Source organism: Pseudomonas sp. NFACC13-1 (assembly GCF_900104425.1).
Taxonomy (GTDB): Bacteria; Pseudomonadota; Gammaproteobacteria; order Pseudomonadales; family Pseudomonadaceae; genus Aquipseudomonas; species Aquipseudomonas fluorescens_AA.
This window is the reverse complement of record NZ_FMXV01000005.1, coordinates 155995-177959: the sequence shown is the minus strand read 5'-3', so window position 1 is coordinate 177959 and position 21965 is coordinate 155995. Positions and strand designations below refer to the sequence as shown.

The following is a 21965-nucleotide window of genomic DNA, read 5'->3' as shown; positions in this document are numbered from 1 at the left end:
CACGGTTGATGAGCAAACCATTCAGAATCGCCGCGATTGCCGGCGACGGCATTGGTAAGGAAGTCCTGCCGGAAGGGCTGCGGGTATTGGAGCAGGCCGCGAAGAAATGGCAATTGGATTTGAGCATCGAAGTGCTCGACTGGGCCCACTGCGATTATTACCTGGAACACGGGCAGATGATGCCCGCCGACTGGTTCGCGCAGCTCAAGGACTTCGACGCGATCTATTTTGGCGCCGTGGGCTGGCCGGACAAGGTACCGGATCACATTTCCCTGTGGGGGTCGCTGCTGAAGTTTCGCCGGGACTTCGATCAATACGTGAACATCCGGCCGGTGCGGCTGTTTCCCGGTGTACCGTGCCCGCTGGCCGGACGCGAAGCCGGGGACATCGACTTCGTGGTGATCCGCGAAAACACCGAGGGCGAATATTCCTCGATCGGCGGCAAGATGTTCGAAGGCACCGAACATGAGTTCGTGCTGCAGGAATCGGTGTTCACTCGCCGCGGCGTGGACCGGATTCTCAAGTTCGCCTTCGACCTGGCCCAGACCCGGCCGCGCAAACGCCTGACCGCGGCGACCAAGTCCAACGGCATCTCCATCAGCATGCCGTACTGGGACGAACGCACCGCGCTCATGGCGCAGCAGTACCCGGACGTCACCTGGGACAAGCAACACATCGATATCCTCTGCGCCCGCTTCGTGCTTCAACCCGACCGTTTCGATGTGGTCGTGGCCTCGAATCTGTTCGGCGACATCCTGTCCGACCTGGGCCCTGCCTGCGCCGGCACCATCGGCATTGCACCGTCAGCCAACCTCGACCCGGAGCGCCGGTTCCCCTCGCTGTTCGAACCGGTCCATGGCTCGGCGCCGGATATCTATGGACGGAACATCGCCAACCCGATTGCGATGATCTGGTCCGGCGCCTTGATGCTGGACTTCCTCGGCAATGGCGATGAGCGCTACCGTGCGGCCCATGATGGGATTCTCAGGGCCATCGAGCAGGTGATTGCCGAGGGGCCGATCACACCTGATCTAGGCGGGCAGGGCTCGACCCAGGATGTTGGTCAGGCTATTGCGATGGCGCTTTGAACTGAGGTGTTGCATTCATCGCGAGCAAGCTCGCTGCCACATTGGATTTTCAAAAGCCACAGACCTCATGTACACCACGCTCCCCTTGTGGGAGCGAGCTTGCTCGCGATGGCGTTGTGTCAGTCGACATCATCATTGCTGACGATCCGCCATCGCGAGCAAGCTCAGCTCCCACAAGGGATTGCGGGCGGATGCTGAATCTGTGGGCACCGAAGAACCCATGTGGGAGCCGAGCTTGCTCGCGATGAGGCCAGCAAGCCCGGCATCCATGTGACCGGACCACCGCCATCGCGAGCAAGCTCGCTCCCACAGGGGGAGCGTGGCCTTGCCAATCCAAAAAAGCCTCGCCAGACATCACTTGCAGACGTAGAACTTGCGCACATAGACGCTGCTCTTCCAGGCGCAGGGCGCGCCTCGTGGCACGAACACGGTATCGCCCGTGTTGACCGCCAGTTCGGAACCGTCGGCGATCTGGAGAATGATGCAGCCCTCGATCAGGTGCATCAGCTCATGCATCGTGTGTGGCCGCGCCTTGCGGGTATAGGGTGTCGAGTCCCAGATGCCGATGCGCAGGTTGGTCGCGTCCTCGACGAACACGTTGTTCGAGCGACATTGCGGTGTCGGGCTCAGCAGGAATTCTTCACTCGGAGGCGTCGAAGGGGAGAGCAGGGTGTATGGGGGGAGGGCGGTCAGGCCGATGTTGCCGGCTTCAACAGGCTGGATATCGGCACAGAATGCCCAGAACGAGCCAGGTAGCGCGTCGATCTGAACCGATGTGCCACGGGCGATCACGGCGCTGTCACCCGGATTGAGTTCGAGCGCGTGATCCTGGCTCTGCAAGATGACGCGTCCCGCGTGGACCACGATCGTTTCACTGTAGGGGTACCGATCGCTGCTGAATTGTCCGCTCGCCTGGACGACGCCAGCGGCAATGTCATCCGTCCCGACATAAGCAATCTGCCTGTCGAAAGGATCGTTGGCGCCCAATGAGCCGCAGGTGAATGCTGTTGACGCGGGAGTGCCGTTGGCATGTGCGAGCAGCACGGCGGTGGGTTCTGGCATGAGGGTACTTCTCCAGGAGAGTGGATGATGTCGCTGTGGGGTAAGGGTCAGCCGATGGCCTGGGTTACCAGTGCAAATTGATGCACGCCGCCGCTGGCCTGGGGCGGGGTCCCACGAACCATTTGTGCGACGGTGTCGACCTGTTTCAGCCCGGCTTCTTCCAGCCAGGAACCGAGCCCGCTTTCGGGCAGTACATCCATGCGCACGAAAGCATCCGGCACTTGAGCCAACAACACCGCGATCAGGTGCTTGGCCTGCTCTGGATTTTCCGCAACGACCGGGCCGATGTAACGACCGCGACCGAAGGAACGCAGGAGGGCGAACGCTCGCAATTGACCCTCACGCTCGATACCCACGACGTCTTCGACACGCTCGAACAGGTCGTTGAACACGGCATGCCGGTCCAGGCCGCTGCCCGCGTTGGCGAGTGCGATCACGTCGTTTCGATCGGCTTCGGTCAGGTGGCGCAGGCGCTCACCGGATGGCAGGTCCGTGGGGGCCGGAGGCGATACGTTGCCTTGGTGTTGTTGGATATGCCCAAAGTCAACGAAGCCCTGGCTGGCATAAAGGGGCGCGCCGGCCAGCGTCGCATTGAGCATGGCGGTCTGCGAACCGCACGCCTGGAGTGCCAGCTCCATCAGTTTTCGACCGATGCCCTGGCCCTGGTACTCATCACTGACGATCACCAGGCCGATCGTGGCGTAATCGCCCTGCGGGCAGGTGAACGCCGTACCGATCAGGCGGCCTTCGTCCTCTGCGACAAAACCCTGCGAGACACGCTGCAGCATGGCCCAGTCTTCCAGGCGGTGGGGCCACTTCAACTGCACGGACAACGCATGGGCCGATGTCACATCGGCAGGCGTCATGGGGCGATAGGTGTAGGCGGGGCGTTGCGTGTTGGACATGACAGATCTCCATGGACAGGGAGCGTGACCGGTCGGATTTCTCCGCTGAAAGTGTGGGTATCTCACCTGCCACCAGGCCTGACAAGAGGCGGACATTGATTCGGTAGATTGCATAAGTTGCGGCTTCGCGCACCGCAGTTATTGCTCAAATCGGGCGCAGGCTCAGCAGCAAATATCAGCGGATTTTCCGTAGGTGTTTTTTCTCGTAGGTGCATGACAAGCGCAGGTCAATAACGTCGCTGAGGGTCAATCTGACCGAGCATCGATTCGCCGCGTTGATGGCGACGGATATTGTCCAGCAACACGCCAAAGGCGCTTTCGGGCTGGGTCATCGCCGCGATATGCGGCGTCAGCAATATTTGCGGATGCTGCCAGAACGGGTGATCCGGCGCGGCCGGTTCCTGTTGCAATACGTCGAGTACCGCGGCACTGAGCTGGCCGCTGGCCAGAGCCTCGAGCAGATCCTCTTCTATCAAGTGCCCGCCACGGCCCATGTTGACCAGGGCAGCCCCCTTGGGCAGATGTTGGAACAACTGGCGGTTGAGAATTCCTCTGGTCTGCTCGGTCAATGGCAAGACACACAGCACGATGTCGCATTGGCCGAGGAACGCCGGGAGCTGTTCGTCACCGGCAAAGCAATCCACCCCGGCGATGCGGTGTTCGCTGCGTGCCCAACCTGATAAGGCGAAGCCAAAGGTTTGCAAGGTGGCCAGGATCTGCTGGGCCTGCATGCCTAGCCCCATGACACCGACCCGACGCTGGGCCGCCGGCTGCAGCAAGTGCGCCTGCCAGCACCGGGCGACCTGTTGCTGGCGATAACGGAGCATGTCCCGGTGCAGGCTGAGCACGGCGAAACTGGCGTACTCGCACATGCCCCGGGTGATGCCGGGGTCGAGTAACCGGACCACGGGTAGGGACGTGGGCAGGCGATCGAGGTCAAGCTGGTCGACCCCGGCCGACAAGGCGAACAGCACCTCCAGGTTTGGCAGCCGTGTTTCGAGGTCGTCCGGTGCCTGCCAGGCGGCGAGGTAGCGAATATCCTTCGGATCGCCGATGTCCGGCCAGGCACGCCATTCGATATCCGGCGCGTGCTCGGCGAATAGACGCTTCCATTGTTCGCCGCGTACCGGATCGGCTTTGTAAAGCAGGGCCATGGGTCAGTTCTCGTACTGGATAGGGAACCTCCAGCATGCCCGAGTGGCAAAGCAGGATGTATCAAAAGAGCCTGCGTAATCACACATCGCTGCGTTGTATGGGGCGTCTGCCGGCAGATTCCATCGGGCTGGAGGCGGCTGAAGGAATCTGCTGTTTGCCGGGGTGAAAACAGTCGATCCGAATTTCCCAGAGGCCAAGTTCGGCTTAGACAATCGCGTCGAACGCTTAACCTGTGGAGCACATCGCAGCCGTTTCCCGGTTGCCCGGTTCACTGTGGGAGATGCCATGAACAGTAAAGTCGAAGAAACCCCAAGCTTGCTCCATCAACGCGATCAATTCGTGCCTCGGGGTCTGGTCACCGCACATCCGCTGGTCATCGACCGGGCCCAGGGGGCTGAAGTGTGGGACGTGGACGGGGCGCGCTACCTGGATTTCGTCGGCGGCATTGGCGTCTTGAACATCGGTCACAATCATCCGAAGGTAGTCGCGGCCGTGCAGGCCCAATTGCAAAAGGTCAGCCATGCTTGCTTCCAGGTGGTGGCCTACAAGCCCTATCTCGACCTGGTCAAGCGCCTGTGCGGGTTGGTGGGTGGTCAGCAAGCCTACAAGGCGGCGCTGTTCACCTCTGGCGCGGAGGCGGTGGAGAACGCGGTGAAGATCGCCCGCGCCCATACCAATCGTCCCGCCGTCATTTCCTTTCGTGGCGGCTTTCATGGGCGGACCTTGCTGGGTACGACGCTGACAGGCATGAGCCAGCCCTACAAGCAGAACTTCGGGCCCTTCGCACCGGAGGTCTTCCACACCCCATACCCGAATGCCTATCGCGGTTTCAGCAGCGACATGGCGTTGCAGGCCCTGAATGAGTTGCTGGCGACCCAAGTCGCTCCGGATCGAGTCGCGGCGATCATCATCGAGCCGGTGCAGGGCGACGGCGGCTTCCTTTGCGCACCGCCCGAATTTCTCCAGGCGCTGCGGACCCTGACCGAGCAACACGGCATCGTGCTCATTCTCGATGAAATCCAGACCGGCTTCGGCCGTACCGGCAAGTGGTTCGGTTTTCAGCACGCCGGCATTCAGCCGGACCTGGTCACTGTCGCCAAGAGCCTGGCAGGTGGCTTGCCCATTTCGGGCGTGGTGGGGCGTGCGCACATCATGGACGCACCATTGCCCGGTGGTCTTGGCGGCACCTATGGCGGCAACGCCTTGTCCTGTGCCGCGGCGCTGGCGGTGATCGACGCTTACGAACAGGAGCAGTTGCTCGAGCGTGGCCAGGTCCTGGGGGAGCGGCTGCGTCAGGGGCTGCTGCGCTTGCAGGCACGTCACCCGCGCATCGGTGACGTGCGCGGTACCGGCTTCATGCTGGCCATCGAATTGATCAAGAACGATGAGGCCCGCAGCCCCGATGCCGAACTCACCCAACAACTGATCGACCAGACCAGGGTAGGCGGGCTGTTGGTGATCAAATGCGGGGTGTACCGAAATGTCCTGCGCTTCCTGGCGCCCCTGGTCACCGAAGAAAGTCAGATCGACGAAGCACTGGCCATCCTTGAAGCAGCATTGCTCCGCGTGTTGGATTAATCTCAGGCCTCGGTCGGCCCGCTGTAGTGACGGGCCGACCGAAAGCATTTAGCGCATATGGATGGATGAATGCATCATGGGAGGCGACACACATGCACCTGACTGATTATCGTGCGCTGCTGATCGATTGCGACGAAGTCCTGGTCGATCGGGATTCCGGTGTCTGGACGGCCCTGCAACCTTTGCTCGACAACCATCCGGACGTGCCAGGCAGGGAAGCGGTGCTGGCTGAGTTCGACGAGACGGTGCGCGGGCTCTATCCGCGTTTTTCCGAACTGGGCTTCAGTGGTTTATTGTGCTTCGCCCATCGTCAACTGGCAGAGCGCCTGGGGCTCAAGGTCAGTTGGGAGGAGGGCATGAGCTTTGCCCGTTCGGCCTGCAACTGGTCGCTGTTCGAGGACGCGCCCGGTGCCATGTTGTACCTGCGCAAATTCTACCGGCTGCTGGTGTACTGCGATCGTGATGCCGAGGATCGTGACCCGCTCTGCGAGCGCCTGGGAATTCCCCCCGAGGACCTGCATTCTCGCGCCAACAATCCATTGGAGGACGAGGCATGGTTGCTGGCGAACAAGCTCAAGCCTGAAACCATCATGCAAGTGTCCAGGCCGCCCGCGCGCCCGCCAAAATCGGCGGGCTTGTGCCTGATCCGCCGTGGCCATGAGCCTGATAATCAAGCATATTCCGCCGATTTCTACATCACCAGCATGGCCGACCTCGTCGCTCAGCATCAGCTATCTTTGCGACGTTGAATTTGCTAAAACCACTGTCAACCTGAAGACAACCGAGGGGTACCCGATGGAAGGTTTAATAAAACTAGACCGAATTGATATCAGTATCCTTGTTGAACTTCAAAAGGACGGTCGAATGACCAACGTCAGTCTCGCCGATGCCGTGGGCCTGTCATCCAGCCCCTGCCTGCAGCGAGTCAAGCGGCTCGAGTCGGCCGGTTATATTTCCGGCTACAGGGCTCATCTCAACCTGGCCAAGATCACTGACTCGGTCACGGTCTTCACTGAAATCACCCTCAGCGACCACAAGCGGGAAGACTTCGCCAAGTTCGAATCCAATATTCGCTTGGTCGATGAGGTGCTGGAGTGCCATTTGATCAGCGGCGGTTACGATTACCTGGTGCGCTTCATGACGTGCAGCATCCAGCATTACCAGGAAGTGATCGAAGGGTTGCTGGACAAGAACATCGGCATTTCCAAGTACTTCAGTTATATCGTCATCAAATCCCCCGTGCTCAAGGATGGGGTCCCGCTGCGCAGGTTGTTGCGTCACTGATACGTCCCAGCACTAGCCGTCCATGACGGCAACCCCTCGAACGGGTCCTTAGGACCTGCAAGCAGCCCCAGCGCTGCCGGCATCAATGCGCCTCAGCGTCGCGATCCGATCAATCGGCGATATGACTTCCACTTCTTCAGGCTCTGCAAAACGCCGGTGCGTGCGTGTGCACGAGCTTTTCGTGTCGGTGCGGCGGCACAAAAAGGGGACATTTGCTCCCTTGCCATTCGATCTTCATAAAAACGTAACACGACTGTTGCAGAGTTCCCCAGCCCGTCATCACAAGGAATTTCTTTCAATGAAAAGTTTGATGAAGTCTGTTGCGCTCGCCGTTACGCTTTCTCTTGGTGCCACTTCGGCGACATTCGCTGCAGAAAGCGTCCGTCTGACGGGTTCTGGCGCGAGTTTCCCCGCGCCGATCTACCTGACCTGGTTCAAGGATTTCAGCAAGAAATCCGAAGGTGTCACTGTGGATTACCAATCCAAGGGCAGTGGCGCGGGTGTACAGGACTTTCTGAATAAAACCGTTGATTTCGCCGCCAGTGACTCGGCAATGAAAGACGAAGATATCGCCAAGGTTGCCGAAGGCGTGCAGTTGCTGCCGATGACCGCTGGGGAAATCGTGCTGGCCTATAACCTGCCGGGCAACCCTAAAGGCTTGAAATTGCCACGCGATGTGTACTCCAACATTTTCCTGGGCAAGATCACCCGCTGGAACGATCCGCAGATCGTCGCCGCCAACCCGGACCTGAAACTGTCCGATACGCCGATCACGGTGGTGGTGCGTGCGGATTCCAGCGGTACGACCGCGGTATTCACCAAGCACTTGGCAACCATCAATCCGGAGTTCAAGCAGGCGCTGGGGGAGGGCAACACCGTCAACTGGCCGGCCAGTGACAAGTTCATCAAGTCGCCGAAGAACGATGGCGTGACCGCTACTGTGCGCCAGACCCCGGGCGCGATTGGTTACATCGAATACGGTTTCGCCAAACTTGCCAAGGTTGACTTTGCCCAGTTGCAGAACAAGGCTGGCCACTATGTCGTGCCAAACGCCGAGAGTGGTGCCGAGGCTCTGGCAGCGGTGAAAATGCCGGATAGCCTGGTGTCCTGGTTGCCTGATCCAGACGGCGCCAAGTCGTACCCGATCACGTCCTACACCTGGATGATTTTCCGCAAGAACAACGGCAACCCGGCCAAGGCCAAGGCCATGCGTGAAATGGTCGAATACAGCCTGACCGAAGGGCAGAAAATTGCCGATTCGATGGGTTACATCCCGTTGCCGCAGTCGGTTGTCGAGCAGGTTCGCAAAGCGTCCGCCAACATCCAGTAACGCCTGAGGCCTCTCCCGGTGTGTGCTGTCAGCCATGCCGGGAGAGTTTCCCCCCTGTTCCGGACTTAGCCAATGAACAAACCCTTTGTCGTACCGGTTAATCCAGATTCTGCCTGCCAACCACCGTCCGCGAAGGACTTCCTGGTTGATCGCACCTTTCGTGCGCTTGCGCGTATTGGGGTCATTCTGGTTCTGGCGTTGGTATTTGCCCTCGTGTTCGAAGTGGGACGCAAGGCGCTGCCTGGCATGGAGAAACACGGGTTCGATGTGCTCCTAGGCACCGTGTGGGACGTGAACCAGGGTAAATACGGCATCTTGCCGGCAATCTGGGGCACGCTCTACAGTGCCTTCATCGCATTGCTGATCGCGGGCTTTTTCGGCGTCAGCATGGCGATTTTCCTGACCCAGGACTTCCTGCCTCCCAAGCTCGCCGCCATTTTCCGGACCATTGTCGAATTACTCGCGGCCATCCCCAGCGTCGTCTACGGCCTGTGGGGGATCTATGTAGTGATCCCGGCGATTCGGCCACTGACCACCTGGTTGAACAGCGAACTCGGCTGGGTGCCATTTTTCGGCACATCCTTGAGCGGGCCGGGGCTGCTTCCTGCGGCGTTGGTGCTCGCCATCATGATTCTTCCAACCATTGCCGCTGTTTCGCAGGATGCGCTCACGGGCGTACCGATGAAAACCAAGCAGGCCGCCTACGGCATGGGGACCACTCACTGGGAAGCGATTCTCAAGGTGATGGTGCCGTCGGCCGCCACGGGCATTTTCGGTTCTCTGGTACTTGGCCTGGGGCGCGCGCTGGGTGAAACGATGGCGCTGGCCATGCTGGTAGGCAACGCGAATAACATTTCCCTTTCGCTGTTCGCACCGGCCAACACCCTGGCGGCCTTGCTGGCCCTTAACTTCCCCGAAGCCGGGCCGAACGAGATCGAGGTGTTGATGTATGCCGCACTGGTGCTGATGTTGATCACCTTGATCGTGAACGTCTTCGGCTCCTTGATCATGATGTACGCCCAACGGGGTAATAAGTGATGACCGACCTGACTGCTGCAACAGACTTGACGGCTCCGGCAGGCGCAATGCCCAGCCTGCAGCGCAAGTTCGAGGGCCGCGCCCTGCGCAGCCTGATCCTGACCACCCTGGTCTGGGGCGGGGCGCTGCTGGCCAGCGTGCCGTTGATTTCCGTGCTCTACATGCTGATCACCCGCGGCGGTGCTCGGCTGAACCTGGAAGTGTTCACCGAACTGCCGCCGACTGGCTTCGAGATGGGCGGGGGCTTCGGCAACGCAATGGCAGGTACCTTTGTGATGGTGGGTATCGCGGCGGCAATCGCGGTGCCGGTCGGCATCATGGCCGCGATTTTCCTGGCTGAACTGGGGCCGGACAGCAAGCTGGCGAACGCGGCGCGCTTTGCCGCCAAGATGCTCACGGGGCTGCCATCGATTCTGGCCGGGGTGTTCGCTTACGCCCTGGTGGTGATGACCACCGGCACTTATTCGGCACCGGCCGGTGGCGTAGCGCTGGCAGTCCTGATGCTGCCTATCGTCGTACTGACGGCGGAAGAGTCGATGCGGATGGTGCCCAAGATCATGAAGGATGCCGCCTATGGCATGGGCTGCACCCGCTCGCAGGTGATCTGGAAAATCGTCTTGCCCACCGGCATGCCGGCGATCCTGACCGGCGTCATGCTGGCGGTGGCACGGGCCGCGGGCGAAACAGCGCCGCTGTTGTTTACCGCGCTGTTCAGCAACTACTGGATCTACCACCAAGGCAGCCTCGAGGTCATGAACCCGACGGCATCGCTTGCCGTGTTGATCTACAACTTCTCCGGCATGCCGTTCGACAACCAGCTAGAGCTCGCATGGGCGGCCTCACTGGTGCTGGTGATGATCGTGCTGGTCGTGAATATCATCAGCCGTATCTTCGGCAAGCCCAAGTATTAAGAACGGGAGCATCTGATCTTGAACGTATCCACTGCGCAAATAGCCGCTCCGTTTGTCACCCAGGCGCCTGTAGTCATGGACTGCAAACTGGACAAGATTTTCTACGGCAACTTCATGGCGGTGCGTGACAGCCATGTGCCGATCGAGAAAAACAAGATCACCGGTTTCATCGGGCCATCCGGCTGCGGCAAGAGTACCGTGCTGCGCAGCCTCAACCGGATGAACGATCTGGTGAAAGGTTTCCGTTTCGAAGGCCACGTGCATTTCCTTGGGCAAGATGTCTATGGCAAGGGCGTTGATCCGGTGGTCGTGCGCCGTTATATCGGCATGGTGTTCCAACAGCCGAACCCGTTCTCGATGAGCATCTTCGACAACGTCGCGTTTGGCCTGCGCCTCAACCGCTACAAAGGCGATATAGGCGATCGGGTCAAGCATGCGCTGCAAGGCGCCGCCCTGTGGGATGAAGTCAAGGACAAGCTCAAGGTCAGCGGCCTGTCGCTCTCCGGCGGCCAGCAACAACGCCTGTGCATCGCCCGCGCCATCGCCACCGAGCCGGAAGTCCTGCTGCTGGATGAGCCGTGTTCGGCACTCGACCCGATCGCTACCCGGCGGGTCGAGGAATTGATGGTCGAGTTGAAGAAGGATTACACCATCGCGCTGGTCACCCACAACATGCAGCAAGCCATCCGTGTCGCTGACACCACTGCGTTCTTCTCGGTGGATATTTCCCAGGGCACCCGTACTGGCTATCTGGTTGAAATGGGCCCGACGACGCAGATTTTCGACAACCCACGTGAACAGATGACCGGCGATTACATCAGCGGCAAGTTCAGCTGAGTCACACATCCGGTCAAGGCCGCATACCTGCAGAAGCCAAATGGATTTGGCGGGCATCCGGTAGACATTTACCAAGCGTTTCCAAGGAGCACCAATGCCTGCTACGCATCGCCTTGATTTGCCTGCGATTGAACATGCACTGCGCGAAGTGCAACACCGCTTCGCCGAGCTCAGCCGGCACTTCACGGAGCCACGCGATCCCTTGACCGACGAAGTACTGCAGAATGTGCTTGAAGGCTACGCATTGATTGACGACTATGTTGCCCGCGGCGTCGATCTGTTCGACCTTCAGCACCTGAACCTGATGCTCGAGATCAACGCCACAGTGCTTTGTGGCCGAGACCCGACGCGCCGCCTGGAATACGCCCAGCACCTGGCCGCGACCGAGGCGCATTTCTTCAACAACGTTGAGGGAGGCATCAAGGACTTGTTCAATTGGTATTGCGCGTACCGCAGCGAATCCGTCTGGAAGCGTGCGGCCGGCGTCTATGTACGCATTCTCAGCAAGCCGCAGTTGTTCATTGAAGGGAACAACCGCAGTGGGTCGCTCATCGTCAGCTACCTGCTCATGCGCGCGGGCTTGCCGCCTTTCGTGTTGACGCTGGAAAACGCCAAAGGCTATTTCAACCCGTCATCGGTTATACGCAACTCTGCCAAACATGGAGTCAAGGCGTTGTACGAACTGCCCAAGATCAAGAAAAAATACGCAGCCTTCCTGGAAGAACAAGCGCCTGACCCGATGAAGTTCTTCCTCAAGGGCAAGTCATTGCCCCTCTCTCAGGGTGGCCATTGATGAGCGGGAATTCAGCGCTCGCCAAATGCAAAACCTTCGGCAGCCGGGCAGGGCAGGCCATCCGCTGGGCGATCCCGATGCAGATGTCCAGGCGGCAGCGCATACGCATTTCGTTTGATATCGATGACACGCTCGCCTGCCAACTCCACCACTGCGAAGTCGAACAAAGCCGATTGCCGGACTGTGTTCATCGCTGGCTGGGTGAGCCATTGCGCAGGGGGACACGCGCCCTGATCCGAGAGCTGCGCCGCCAGGATTGCAGCATCTGGGTCTATACGTCGTCCGGCCGCACGCCGTCCTACATCCGGCGTTGGCTGTTGCTCTACGGCATCCGCGTCGACGGTGTGGTCAACAGCGTGCTGCACAATCAGGCGCTAACGGACCATGGGCTGTCGAATGCCCCCTCGAAATATCCGCCGGCGTTCGATATCGATTTGCACGTCGATGATTCCGAGGGCGTGCAGATTGAAGGTGATGACCATGGCTTTCGCGTTGTCGTGGTGCATCCGGAAGATGACGGCTGGGCGCATAAAGTGCTGGAGGCGGTCGCCATTGTTCAGGCGCATCTGGCTTGGCAGAAGATGCCTGTCCAGCGTGCTTCGCTACGCCGAGTACCGACTGTTTAGCGGCTGATCGCGAGTCGCGCCCCTTCAGCAGGCCGAACGCGCTCGGTCGCTCCAGCTCATCCCTCAACCTCGTCAATGGAAAAACGCAGGCGAGGGCAGGGAATGATGGCCTTTTGATTTCAAGCGAATATCGCTAGAATTCGTCCCCCTCTCTGTGAGCGGTATCAATACATTAAGCAAGGAAGTCGATATGCAATTTGGAAAAGCCATAGGCCTTGCCTTGGCCTTGAGCCTCAGTGGATGCGCCAGTTTCACCAAAGATGAAGTCGCCCCCGTGAATCTGCCTTCAATGGCCAGCTATTCGAACAAACCGAACGTCTATGTCGACTTCGATTTCTATCAGGGCGAACCCGACAATGCCAAAGCCACCGAGGTGCCTCAGGCCCGTGACATGCTCAAGCCCGATCTGAAGCGAGCCTTCGATGAATCAGGGCTTTTCGGGCGTGTAGTGTTCGACGAATTCCAGAAGCAACCCGGCGACTACAGCCTTCGCCTGAAGGTCTACAACCATGCGCCAGGCGGTGGGCAAATGGTCTGGGCGTTTATCAGCGGCCTCACGTTCACGGTCATTCCTGCGCTGGCAACCGACCAGTACACCGTGAGCCTGGAAACTTTGGACAATCAGGGCCAGCCGTTGGGCAAGACCAGCAATCATGACGCGGTCAACACTTGGATGGGTATCTGGTTCCTGCCGCTGGCGGGTAACACCCCCAAGGCTGCCGTCACCGACACCTTCAATCGCCAGGTCAATGCGCTGCTGAAAAACTGGGTCGACAACAACCGCATGAAATATTCCGCTGTCGATACCCACATCCCACGGGGTTGAGACCGATAGAAAAAGAGCCGCAGTCGCGGCTCTTTTTTTTGATCACTTCAACGCTTGAGTGAACTGTGGGTCGTTGTACAAGCTCTTGAGCAGATCTTGCAGCATAGGATTGTAGTTGTTAGCCGCCGCCGGAATGGCGATCGGACCGAAGAAGCTACTGTCCCACTCACGCTGCACGTCTTTAGTGGTTTCGTACAGGACCTGATCACCTTTACGCAGGGTGAAGCGTGCAGCCAGTTCGCCGTGCCCAGTGCCCACGCCGGCGGTGAGCTGGCTCTTGACCAACTGAACCTGCAGCTGCCGATCGGCACGAGGATCCAACAGACCCGCCTGACGGAGCTCATCGTTTATCGCAGCCTGGATGTGCAGTGGAACGCTGCCCACAGGCGAAGAAATCGGGTTCAGGCGCACGATCAGCGACCCTTGGCCCGTATCGGCATTCACTTGCGTCTCGCGCAGGGGCTGCATAGGCTCATTTTTCTTGAGCTGCTGAACGTTCTGGAAATTGGGTTCATAGCGGGTCATGGTCACGCCGCAGCCCTGGAGCAGCAATGCGCAGAACGGTAGAGCCAGGTAGAGCTTCTTCACAGCAAATCCTTATGTGCTTTTTTTGAAGGGGGGATTATCGACAGATAGCGTTGAGCCATCAAGGGTGGGGGTGGGTTTATGGCATACTTAAACATCGTGTGGACGGATCAGTCATTCATGTACCCCCGATAAACTAACCGGTCTACTCACGAACCACCGCCGGGAAAACGCATCGACAGACCTGGAGAAAGGACTGCCATTGCGACTCTGTCCATGATGAGTGGCGTTTACCTGGCGCAAGTCATGTCTGCAAATTGCATGAGGTTCTTTCGAACTGGAAGCACCAAATATCCTCGTATGGGCAGTCTTGTGTGAACACTGTTACATCTCACCCTGAACTCCTGATTTAAATATGGCCAATATAAACGCATCTAGGGCAAGCGCCCACGCTGTTTTGGCGGATAATGCTAATATACTAAGTATGCTGCTGGCATGCTTAGATGCATTGCTCTTGGAAGGCACCCATTGAATGCCGATTGTGGCTATAGGCATTTCATCAAATTTGGCATATATTCACCTCAAGCTAAACAAATTAGGTGATATATCTACATGGCATCTGTACTAACGCAGTCCCTGGTTGAGTTTATGGAGAGCGTGGCCTTGGCGAATGGAGGTAGGTGGGATCATCACGCCTATTGTTATTTAAACTTTCAGACTTCCGTTCAGGTGGCGGTGGAGGAGGGTGATTCATTCGGTGCGCTTCCTGGGGCCTTCAGTACCACCAAGCAGTTTTTTAAATGGGCAAAATTAAACGGGCTGACCAAAGTGTCTGTTGGCACCCCATCAAATCCTGCGTTCATGACGCATGGCGTGGACAATAGCTCGTTTAACTTGAGAGGCAGCTCATTTATCTGGGTCAAAGCCACGTCGTCAAAATACAGAGTGGCACTGCTGGCTTGGTTGAATTACCTACGCGATGATCGAAAGCTATTTGAAGTGCAGGGGCGTGCTGCGATTGTTTACGAGCGAGTCGCAGCTTCTGTGGAAGCGGGTGCCATCCGTAAAAAAGTATCCCCAGGTCGCCGCGCGAAGCTGGTTAAAATTTTCAGAGCCATGGCCGAGCGCTGTCAGATTGCTTCTTCCTCTGAACAGGCCGCCATTAAAGACAGCCACCTGCTCAAGCCATTTGACTCGACACTGGATGCGGATCATGTCATCAATAAAAAATCCCTGAAAGATCTACCGCACGCATGGGTAATGTTGGCGCCCGTCATCGCGAGCTCGAATAGAAGGTTTGGCCTTGCCGTTGAGCAATACGCCGTACCTTTTACTGCACAGCAAGGCCCAATTGGCTTGGACGCAGTGACCACATTCAAGTTGTTCGCCGCCACGTTTCCTTCAACTGCTAACACCTTGGACAAACAAGTCACTGCTTTTAGAAAACGATTTATCCCAAGAGGGCCAGGGCTCCAGGCCGAGTTGGAGACGGTTGCCGATAAGCTGCGCGGGTTTGTAGACAGAACCAACACGACCTTCATCCGTTAAGTCTTCAGCCCCCAAGCACTTCATTCCATCTGGCTCCTAGCCTACAGGAGTTGACTCGGGCGTCACGTAAAAGGCCCTGGCAAGATAAAAAGCTTCACCGCGTAGCGGCCGGCTCCTGGCGGCATAAACAAAGTAGTCGTGCAAAAAGCGAGGCAGTCTCTGCTCGTGAAGGGAACGTATCCAAGTATCGATGCCGTGCGCGTGGAACTGGGAGGAGGGTAACGAGTCGATCGAACAGTCCCGATCCGCCTTTGATTTAGAGCGTGTAGGGTTCGAGACGCAGATCGCCAACCTGAAAACTGAGCTGACCGCGACGCGTAGGCAGCTGGACACTCAGCAAGCGGCGAAATCCGCCGGCTTTGTTGGCGATTGCCTCAGGAGAATGCTGCGCCTGGGGACTGTTCTAATGTTCGCGACAGCGCATAGTTGGCGCCAGCCTGATCTGTCTGAAGTAGCGTCTTGAGGCAATTTTTGTTGATCAATAGCTCGCCTTCAGGCGTATAGACAACATGAGTCTTTACTGCTTTTTGAATACGTGTGGCTGCTTTCGGATCGACCAGATCTGATGGTTCTGGAAGATTAAGATTCAAGGCCGATACCGGGAAAATGACTGGGGATTTATTGTTATTATCACTCATCGTCATCAGCTCCCACGTAGGTTATTTCCTCGTACAGTTTCGTGAGTGCCTTAAAGGCTTCGCTGTCACCATTGGTCTTATCGGGATGCACTATGTTGGCCAGTCTTCTGAACCATCGCTTGGCAGCCTCATGATCACGGAAGTACTCATCTTTGACTTCAAGGAAGTCATTCCTGGTCTTTCCAGTAAGCATGGTCAGGAAGAAAATGACCTCAGCCTGTCGGCTGACAAAGTGACCAGAGTGGGGGTTGCCCCAGGGCTGTACTCTCATAATATAGGGCATCAGCTCCTCATAGCTCTGTGCTTGAACCTTGAATGGGCTAGCGAACTGTTCAAGGGCGAGCCTTACCTCTTCGACCGTACCGAGTGCCTCAAGCTGCTCCGGAGAATCAATGTTTGCGAAATTCATGGTTGGAGTCACCTGTAGTGTGGCCGGAAAAAATCCCGTAAGAACGAGTAGAAACAATCCTCACCGTGGCTGCTGTTCTTCAGCTGTTGGCGCTTCGTCAGACTAGGGCTTCAGGCTGGTAGCTCCTGAATCACCAACCCATTTGGCTAATTCTTCGACTGCGGCCCGCAAAGCGTCTTTGTTATGGCTCAGACGCTCAAGGACTTCAGATGCTGTCCATAGCTCTTTCATGAATAGCGTGCCTTGATGAGGTTTGAAGCAGAGGTTGTACCACGGTTTTCTAGCTTTAAGATGTAGAACGTGAGCATCCAGCCATCGGTCTCAACGGTCATCTGGCTGCAGTAGATTTCAGGCCAAGACCATGGCGAACGCCTTATAGACGTCAGGCTTTGTGAGGGCGGCAATGTAGCGGAGTTCGGGACAAGCATATCGTTTAACATAATATACATTATGTGTATTCAATGATCAGCCCAGGTGACGCCCTGTGCAGGCTTTTTTGCTGCGCTACCGCTGTCGGCCACGACGGTAAATGCGGCGCCTTTTGAACGACTGGCTCACGCTTTGAGGCCGGTTCAGCATGCTGACGAGGACCTGCCAGCCACGGGTTAAACTTCCATACGTGACAGCGGCACTGAACTTCGTTAATTGACAAAAGCTTCCTGGACACCAGGCTGCCGATGTCTCCAAGGAGACATGTCGACGCACCGTTCTCATCAATCCCCCTTGTCAGATCCTGTAATAAATAGTCTCGTATGAAGTATTGGAAACCGTTGTAGGATTTCTTCCCCAATCATTTCCAGGTCTGTATGAACACCCTCCAGGAACCTCCCAGTCGCCTTTCAAGCAATCGTTTTCTCTCTTGTGTCCCAGCGCAGCACCGGTCCCTCGCATTGACCGTCCGAGGGAGAGAATAATCCATGGAATGGATCGTTGACCCCACGGCATGGCTGGGCCTGCTGACATTGATCGTGCTGGAGCTGGTGCTCGGCATCGATAACCTGGTATTCATCGCCATCCTGGCCGACAAACTTCCGCCCGAGCAGCGCGACCGTGCTCGCATCATCGGCCTGTCCCTGGCGTTGCTGATGCGTCTTGGCCTTCTTGCCAGCATCTCCTGGATGGTAACGTTGACCAACCCGCTGTTCGAGGTCTTCGGCAAGACGTTCTCGGGTCGGGATTTGATCATGCTGTTCGGTGGTGTGTTCCTGTTGTTCAAGGCGACCATGGAGTTGCATGAGCGACTCGAGGGCCACGTGGCGCAACGTTCCGGCAATGCTGCCTATGCGATGTTCTGGCCTATCGTTGCGCAGATTGTGGTGCTCGACGCGGTCTTTTCCCTGGATGCGGTGATCACGGCCGTGGGGATGGTGGAGCACCTGTCGGTCATGATGATCGCGGTGATGTTCTCGATCGGCTTGATGATGATCGCGAGCAAGCCGCTGACGAAATTCGTCAACGGCCACCCTACCGTCATCATGCTGTGCTTGGGCTTCCTGATGATGATCGGTTTCAGCCTCACGGCCGAAGGCCTGGGCTTCCACATCCCGAAAGGCTACTTGTACGCCGCGATTGGTTTCTCGATCCTGATCGAACTGTTCAACCAGCTGGCACGCTCGCGCCGCAAGAAAAGCCTGCAAGGTCTTCGGCCGATGCGCGAGCGTACCGCCCATGCGGTGTTGCGCCTGCTGGGCGGTCAAAAGCTGGGGCCCGATGAAGTCGGCGAGGAAATCGCCGACATGCTGGAAGGCGATGAACCGGAGCAGGTTTTCCATCGGCGCGAACGGGTCATGATCAGTGGCGTGCTGCAATTGGCCGAGCGCCCTATACGCAGCGTGATGACGCCTCGTGCGCAAATTGACCACCTCGACTTGGCAGACGCTCCGCAAGACATCCGTACGGCGCTGATGCACTCTTCTTATTCGCGCTTGCCGTTGATCCGCGAAGGGCGCGTGGATGAGCCGCTAGGCTTTGTCCATAAGAAAGAACTGCTCAAGGAAATACTGGCGGGCAATCAGCCGAACCTGGAAGTCATGGCGCGCAAAGCCATCAACCTGCTCGACAGCTTCACGATCCTCAATGCACTGGAGCAAATGCGTAAAGAGTCGACCCACATCGCGTTCGTGGTGAACGAGTTCGGTGACTTCGTCGGCCTCCTCACCATGACTGACATCCTGGAATCCATTGCAGGTGAACTGCCGGACGCCAGTGAAATCGAAGGCCCGAATATCGTTCCCCAGCAAGACGGGTTCCTGGTCGGCGGCGCCCTGAATCTCAGTCAGGTCCGCGAACACATCGGCTTCCAGGCGAAAGCGACAGAGGATTACCAGACGCTGGCTGGTTTGGTGATGAGCCTGCTGGACCGCTTGCCGATCATTGGCGACACGCTCAGTTGCCAAGGATGGAGCATGACCGTGATGGAGGTTGAAGAGCGTCGAGTGACCAGGGTGCTGTTGCGTCAGGAATAAGCACAGAGATGCAATTGAAAGGAGCCATGACGGTGAGTGTCGATATCGATTGCGTAGTCGTGGGTGCGGGTGTCGTCGGTCTTGCCGTCGCGCGAGAAATGGCCCTGGCAGGTCATGAAGTGCTGGTGATTGAAGCCGGAGAAGCGATTGGTATCGGCACAAGCTCGCGTAACTCGGAGGTGATCCATGCCGGGATCTATTACCCGCCCGGCAGCCTCAAGGCCCGGTTGTGCGTCGAGGGCAGGCCTGCACTTTATGCCTACTGCGATAGCCATGGCGTCAGCACACGTAAAACTGGAAAGCTGATCGTCGCCAAGGATGAAGCGCAAGTTCGCCAACTGGAAGTCTTGCTCGAGCGAGGACGGGTGAATGGCGTGGAGGATCTACGCCTGCTCGATCGTGAGCAAGCCCTCGCGCTGGAACCTGCCCTTGAATGCATTGCAGCGTTGTATTCGCCGTCGACCGGCATCGTCGATTCACATGGGTTGATGTTGGCGCTGCAGGGCGATGCTGAAGCGGCGGGCACCACCATCGCGTTCCACTCGCCCCTGATCAGCGCTCAGGTCATCGCTGAGGGTTTCCTTCTCAATGTCGGAGGGCCGGCACCGATGGCACTGTCCTGCCGCCTGCTGATCAACGCGGCCGGCCTCAAAGCGCCTGCATTAGCCAGGCGCATGGAGGGCTTGGCGCAACAAACGGTACCCCGGGATTACCTGTGCAAAGGCAGCTACTTCAGCCTGGCCAAGCGCGCGCCCTTCACACATCTCATCTACCCCGCGCCGGAGGCCGCCGGCCTCGGGGTTCACATGACCTTGGACCTGGGCGGCCAAGCGCGTTTCGGCCCGGACACCGAATGGGTCGAGGCCGAGGACTATCGGGTCGATCCATCGCGGGCCGATGCCTTCTATTCAGCGATTCGCAGCTATTGGCCCGGTTTACCGGACAACAGTTTGCAACCCGGGTACAGCGGGATTCGCCCGAAAATTTCCGCACTTGGCGAACCTGCCAGCGACTTTCTCATCAGCAGTGAACGGCTGCACAACGTTCCGGGATTGATCAATCTGTTCGGGATCGAATCGCCCGGGTTGACCTCTTGCCTTGCCATTGCCAAGCGGGTTCGGGGGCTGCTTGAGCGCTAGCCACCGAGGACCGCCTGGCTCGGGACCGCGCAGGTCATGACTCCTGCAACTTGCGCAACTCACCGCCCTCCTCCTTCAGACGCTCCAGATACGCGCTGGCGTCCAACAGTTGATAAGGAAAATAAAGCCCTGGCGGAGTCGGTGGCTGGCCGTCCAACCCGAGCAGCCGTTCCAGGGTCATAGCGACGCTGAGACCGGTCAAGGGCGCAGCGCCTGCCGGGTGGATGACCGCATGACGTGTATGCAGCGGTTCGCCCTCGAGGTCATCGCCAACGAGTTCGATGATGATCTCGGTAGACATCGGCCTACCCTGGCGTCGGCTTGAGCTCACCGCGGTGGCCATGTTGAACTGGACATTCGGTGCGCCCGTCGCCGCCGCCAGGCCAACGACATCAATGGACGAGAAGCCCCCAGCCTCGATTTGCGTCCCATCCACCGCGCGGAAAATTGCCTTGGACTCCTCCCCTTCGCGCCAGACGAAGACACCGTCTCGGCGAGTCAGTGCGGCGGGCAGCATTTTGTTCAAGTGTTCAAAGTCGGTGGCGACGGTCGGGCCGCCGGTGTCCTGCTCATCGACCAGCGCGTTGATACGGATATCGTGAACTCGGCTGAATGCCTGGGCAATGCTCAGTGTCGATACTGTTGTCGCGCCGGCCATCCACTCGTAACCCAGAACAATGGGCGAGGCGTCAGGCCTATGCATATACGTCGCGATTTCCGGTGCGATCTCGAAGACACCGGAGGAAATGCTGAGATGCGGCACGCCGCGCTTTTGCGCAAACCGCAACCCGGCAATAGCGTGGTCCATATAAAAAACCACGACGGCGCTGAGCGGGTGATCGCCGAGGCCCAGGTCGTCGGCGGCAGAGTCAATCACCACGCCCTGCGCCCCGCCAATGTGCTCCGCGGCGCGTTGAGCCTTGGCAAGGTCGCGACCACCGATCAGCAGGGGGACGTCGGGATGAGCGGCGCGCAGCGCCCGGGCCGTGTGGTGGCCAATGGCGCCAGAACCGCCCATTAGCAAGATAGGATCAATTGACATGGTGTGTTCTCCTTGTCTCTGGTTTAAACCTACTTTCAGTAGGTAAGCTAACACAACATGACGCACCCAAACCTACCATTGGTAGTTTTTTATCGACCAGGAACGAAAACATGCAGAAAAACATTGAGCAAAGCGCTATCAGTTCCCCTCCCCGCCGGCTTTCGAAAGCCGAACGGCGGCGACAGTTGCTCGATACCGCGTTATTGATCGTGCGCGAGGAAGACGCGGATCGCTTGACCTTGGGGCATCTGGCCGTGCGCGCCGGTGTATCCAAACCTGTGGTCTACGATCATTTCGGCACCCGCTCGGGCCTGTTGATCGAGCTCTACAAGTGGATCGATACCGAGCGGGTCACCGCTTTCCGTGACGCCATGTCCAAGACTGCGCGCAGCCTGGAGGAGACGGCCCAAGTCCTGGCCAGCGCCTACATTCAGTGTGCGGCGGATAACACCGACGAATTCCATGCCGTGGGTGCAGCCCTGGCAGGCAGCGAGGAGAAGGCGGCGGTGTTCCAGGAGCTTCTGGATAACTGCGTACAGATGTTCATGTCTGTGCTCGAACCCCATACGACGTGGTCAGCGGACGAACTCGAGCGATACTGCATTGGCCTGGTTGGCGCGGGAGAAGCCCTGTCCGGCGCGTTGGTACGGGGGCGGCATGGCGAAGACGAGGTCATCGGAACGTTCGCTTCACTGATTCGAAGCGTCATAGAACCGACAGGGACCCAACGTTAGTCGCTGCCGTAACGGACCCGGGATGGTTACTG

Annotated in this window: 22 protein-coding genes and 1 pseudogene; 16 read left to right on the top strand and 7 right to left on the bottom strand. The window is 58.2% G+C overall.

Going from position 1 to position 21965, the window contains the following annotated elements; translation table 11 throughout:
- Positions 1-8 precede the first annotated feature (8 nt).
- Positions 9-1088 (top strand): tartrate dehydrogenase, encoded by a 1080-nt coding sequence (locus BLQ55_RS09160; RefSeq protein WP_060742358.1) that lies wholly within the window; start codon positions 9-11, stop codon positions 1086-1088.
- Between the two features lie 354 nt (positions 1089-1442).
- Here BLQ55_RS09160 and BLQ55_RS09155 read toward each other — a convergent pair whose 3' ends face one another.
- The 3 genes from BLQ55_RS09155 to BLQ55_RS09145 all read right to left on the bottom strand — a co-directional run bounded on the left by BLQ55_RS09155 (position 1443) and on the right by BLQ55_RS09145 (position 4209).
- Positions 1443-2150, bottom strand: coding sequence for a cupin domain-containing protein (locus BLQ55_RS09155; protein WP_092253496.1), 708 nt, complete (start codon positions 2148-2150; stop codon positions 1443-1445).
- Positions 2151-2197: 47 nt separating this feature from the next.
- Positions 2198-3055 (bottom strand): GNAT family N-acetyltransferase, encoded by an 858-nt coding sequence (locus BLQ55_RS09150; protein ID WP_092253494.1) that lies wholly within the window; start codon positions 3053-3055, stop codon positions 2198-2200.
- Between the two features lie 227 nt (positions 3056-3282).
- Positions 3283-4209: a 2-hydroxyacid dehydrogenase gene (locus BLQ55_RS09145; protein ID WP_092253492.1), complete on the bottom strand. Its 927-nt coding sequence runs from the start codon at positions 4207-4209 to the stop codon at positions 3283-3285.
- A 286-nt stretch (positions 4210-4495) separates the two neighbouring features.
- On the opposite strand from BLQ55_RS09145, the gene gabT reads away from it, so the two are divergent.
- From gabT to BLQ55_RS09095, 10 genes are all read left to right on the top strand, one after another.
- Positions 4496-5788, top strand: a complete 1293-nt coding sequence (gabT, locus tag BLQ55_RS09140) for a 4-aminobutyrate--2-oxoglutarate transaminase (RefSeq protein WP_092253490.1) — start codon at positions 4496-4498, stop codon at positions 5786-5788.
- Between the two features lie 92 nt (positions 5789-5880).
- Positions 5881-6537 (top strand): HAD family hydrolase, encoded by a 657-nt coding sequence (locus tag BLQ55_RS09135; RefSeq protein WP_092199668.1) that lies wholly within the window; start codon positions 5881-5883, stop codon positions 6535-6537.
- 46 nt (positions 6538-6583) lie between these two features.
- Positions 6584-7072 carry an Lrp/AsnC family transcriptional regulator gene (locus BLQ55_RS09130; protein WP_008146530.1) on the top strand — a complete coding sequence of 163 codons (489 nt, stop codon included), beginning with the start codon at positions 6584-6586 and terminating at the stop codon, positions 7070-7072.
- Positions 7073-7370: 298 nt separating this feature from the next.
- Positions 7371-8402: a phosphate ABC transporter substrate-binding protein PstS gene (gene pstS, locus BLQ55_RS09125; protein WP_092199665.1), complete on the top strand. Its 1032-nt coding sequence runs from the start codon at positions 7371-7373 to the stop codon at positions 8400-8402.
- 72 nt (positions 8403-8474) lie between these two features.
- Positions 8475-9440: a phosphate ABC transporter permease subunit PstC gene (gene pstC / locus BLQ55_RS09120; RefSeq protein ID WP_060742350.1), complete on the top strand. Its 966-nt coding sequence runs from the start codon at positions 8475-8477 to the stop codon at positions 9438-9440.
- A complete protein-coding gene (gene pstA / locus BLQ55_RS09115; protein WP_060742349.1) occupies positions 9440-10351 on the top strand; it encodes a phosphate ABC transporter permease PstA in 912 nt (303 codons plus the stop codon). Before pstC ends, pstA begins: the two co-directional genes overlap by 1 nt.
- A gap of 75 nt (positions 10352-10426) precedes the next feature.
- Positions 10427-11188 (top strand): phosphate ABC transporter ATP-binding protein PstB, encoded by a 762-nt coding sequence (gene pstB / locus BLQ55_RS09110; protein ID WP_025214260.1) that lies wholly within the window; start codon positions 10427-10429, stop codon positions 11186-11188.
- Between the two features lie 94 nt (positions 11189-11282).
- Entirely contained in the window at positions 11283-11981 is a 699-nt protein-coding gene (locus tag BLQ55_RS09105; protein ID WP_092199659.1) for a hypothetical protein, read from the top strand.
- On the top strand, positions 11981-12607 hold the full coding sequence (locus BLQ55_RS09100; RefSeq protein WP_371128523.1) for a hypothetical protein: 627 nt from the start codon (positions 11981-11983) through the stop codon (positions 12605-12607). The genes BLQ55_RS09105 and BLQ55_RS09100 overlap by 1 nt, the downstream gene beginning before the upstream one ends.
- 190 nt (positions 12608-12797) lie before the next feature.
- Positions 12798-13433: a hypothetical protein gene (locus BLQ55_RS09095; RefSeq protein WP_092199650.1), complete on the top strand. Its 636-nt coding sequence runs from the start codon at positions 12798-12800 to the stop codon at positions 13431-13433.
- Positions 13434-13475: 42 nt separating this feature from the next.
- Here BLQ55_RS09095 and BLQ55_RS09090 read toward each other — a convergent pair whose 3' ends face one another.
- Positions 13476-14021, bottom strand: coding sequence for a hypothetical protein (locus tag BLQ55_RS09090; RefSeq protein WP_092199648.1), 546 nt, complete (start codon positions 14019-14021; stop codon positions 13476-13478).
- Between the two features lie 549 nt (positions 14022-14570).
- Between BLQ55_RS09090 and BLQ55_RS09085 the strand changes: the two genes are divergently transcribed.
- Together BLQ55_RS09085 and BLQ55_RS32445 are read left to right on the top strand one after the other, a co-directional pair.
- On the top strand, positions 14571-15506 hold the full coding sequence (locus BLQ55_RS09085; protein ID WP_092253488.1) for a hypothetical protein: 936 nt from the start codon (positions 14571-14573) through the stop codon (positions 15504-15506).
- 123 nt (positions 15507-15629) lie between these two features.
- Positions 15630-15719: pseudogene (locus BLQ55_RS32445) on the top strand (DNA-binding protein); the annotation flags it as partial.
- A 161-nt stretch (positions 15720-15880) separates the two neighbouring features.
- Here BLQ55_RS32445 and BLQ55_RS31375 read toward each other — a convergent pair.
- Both BLQ55_RS31375 and BLQ55_RS09080 read right to left on the bottom strand, forming a co-directional pair.
- Positions 15881-16144 carry a hypothetical protein gene (locus tag BLQ55_RS31375; RefSeq protein ID WP_143011708.1) on the bottom strand — a complete coding sequence of 88 codons (264 nt, stop codon included), beginning with the start codon at positions 16142-16144 and terminating at the stop codon, positions 15881-15883.
- A complete protein-coding gene (locus BLQ55_RS09080; RefSeq protein ID WP_092253486.1) occupies positions 16137-16553 on the bottom strand; it encodes a hypothetical protein in 417 nt (138 codons plus the stop codon). Before BLQ55_RS09080 ends, BLQ55_RS31375 begins: the two co-directional genes overlap by 8 nt.
- A 917-nt stretch (positions 16554-17470) precedes the next feature.
- Here BLQ55_RS09080 and BLQ55_RS09075 point away from each other — a divergent pair.
- Both BLQ55_RS09075 and BLQ55_RS09070 read left to right on the top strand, forming a co-directional pair.
- Positions 17471-19018 carry a TerC family protein gene (locus tag BLQ55_RS09075; RefSeq protein WP_092253484.1) on the top strand — a complete coding sequence of 516 codons (1548 nt, stop codon included), beginning with the start codon at positions 17471-17473 and terminating at the stop codon, positions 19016-19018.
- 32 nt (positions 19019-19050) lie between these two features.
- A complete protein-coding gene (locus BLQ55_RS09070) occupies positions 19051-20157 on the top strand; it encodes an NAD(P)/FAD-dependent oxidoreductase (RefSeq protein ID WP_092253633.1) in 1107 nt (368 codons plus the stop codon).
- Between the two features lie 34 nt (positions 20158-20191).
- Here BLQ55_RS09070 and BLQ55_RS09065 read toward each other — a convergent pair whose 3' ends face one another.
- The gene (locus BLQ55_RS09065; protein WP_092253482.1) at positions 20192-21199 is read right to left on the bottom strand and encodes an NAD(P)-dependent oxidoreductase; all 1008 of its coding nucleotides are present in this window, start codon (positions 21197-21199) and stop codon (positions 20192-20194) included.
- A 110-nt stretch (positions 21200-21309) separates the two neighbouring features.
- Here BLQ55_RS09065 and BLQ55_RS09060 point away from each other — a divergent pair, with 110 nt between their 5' ends.
- Positions 21310-21933 carry a TetR/AcrR family transcriptional regulator gene (locus BLQ55_RS09060; RefSeq protein WP_176814196.1) on the top strand — a complete coding sequence of 208 codons (624 nt, stop codon included), beginning with the start codon at positions 21310-21312 and terminating at the stop codon, positions 21931-21933.
- Positions 21934-21965 lie beyond the last annotated feature (32 nt).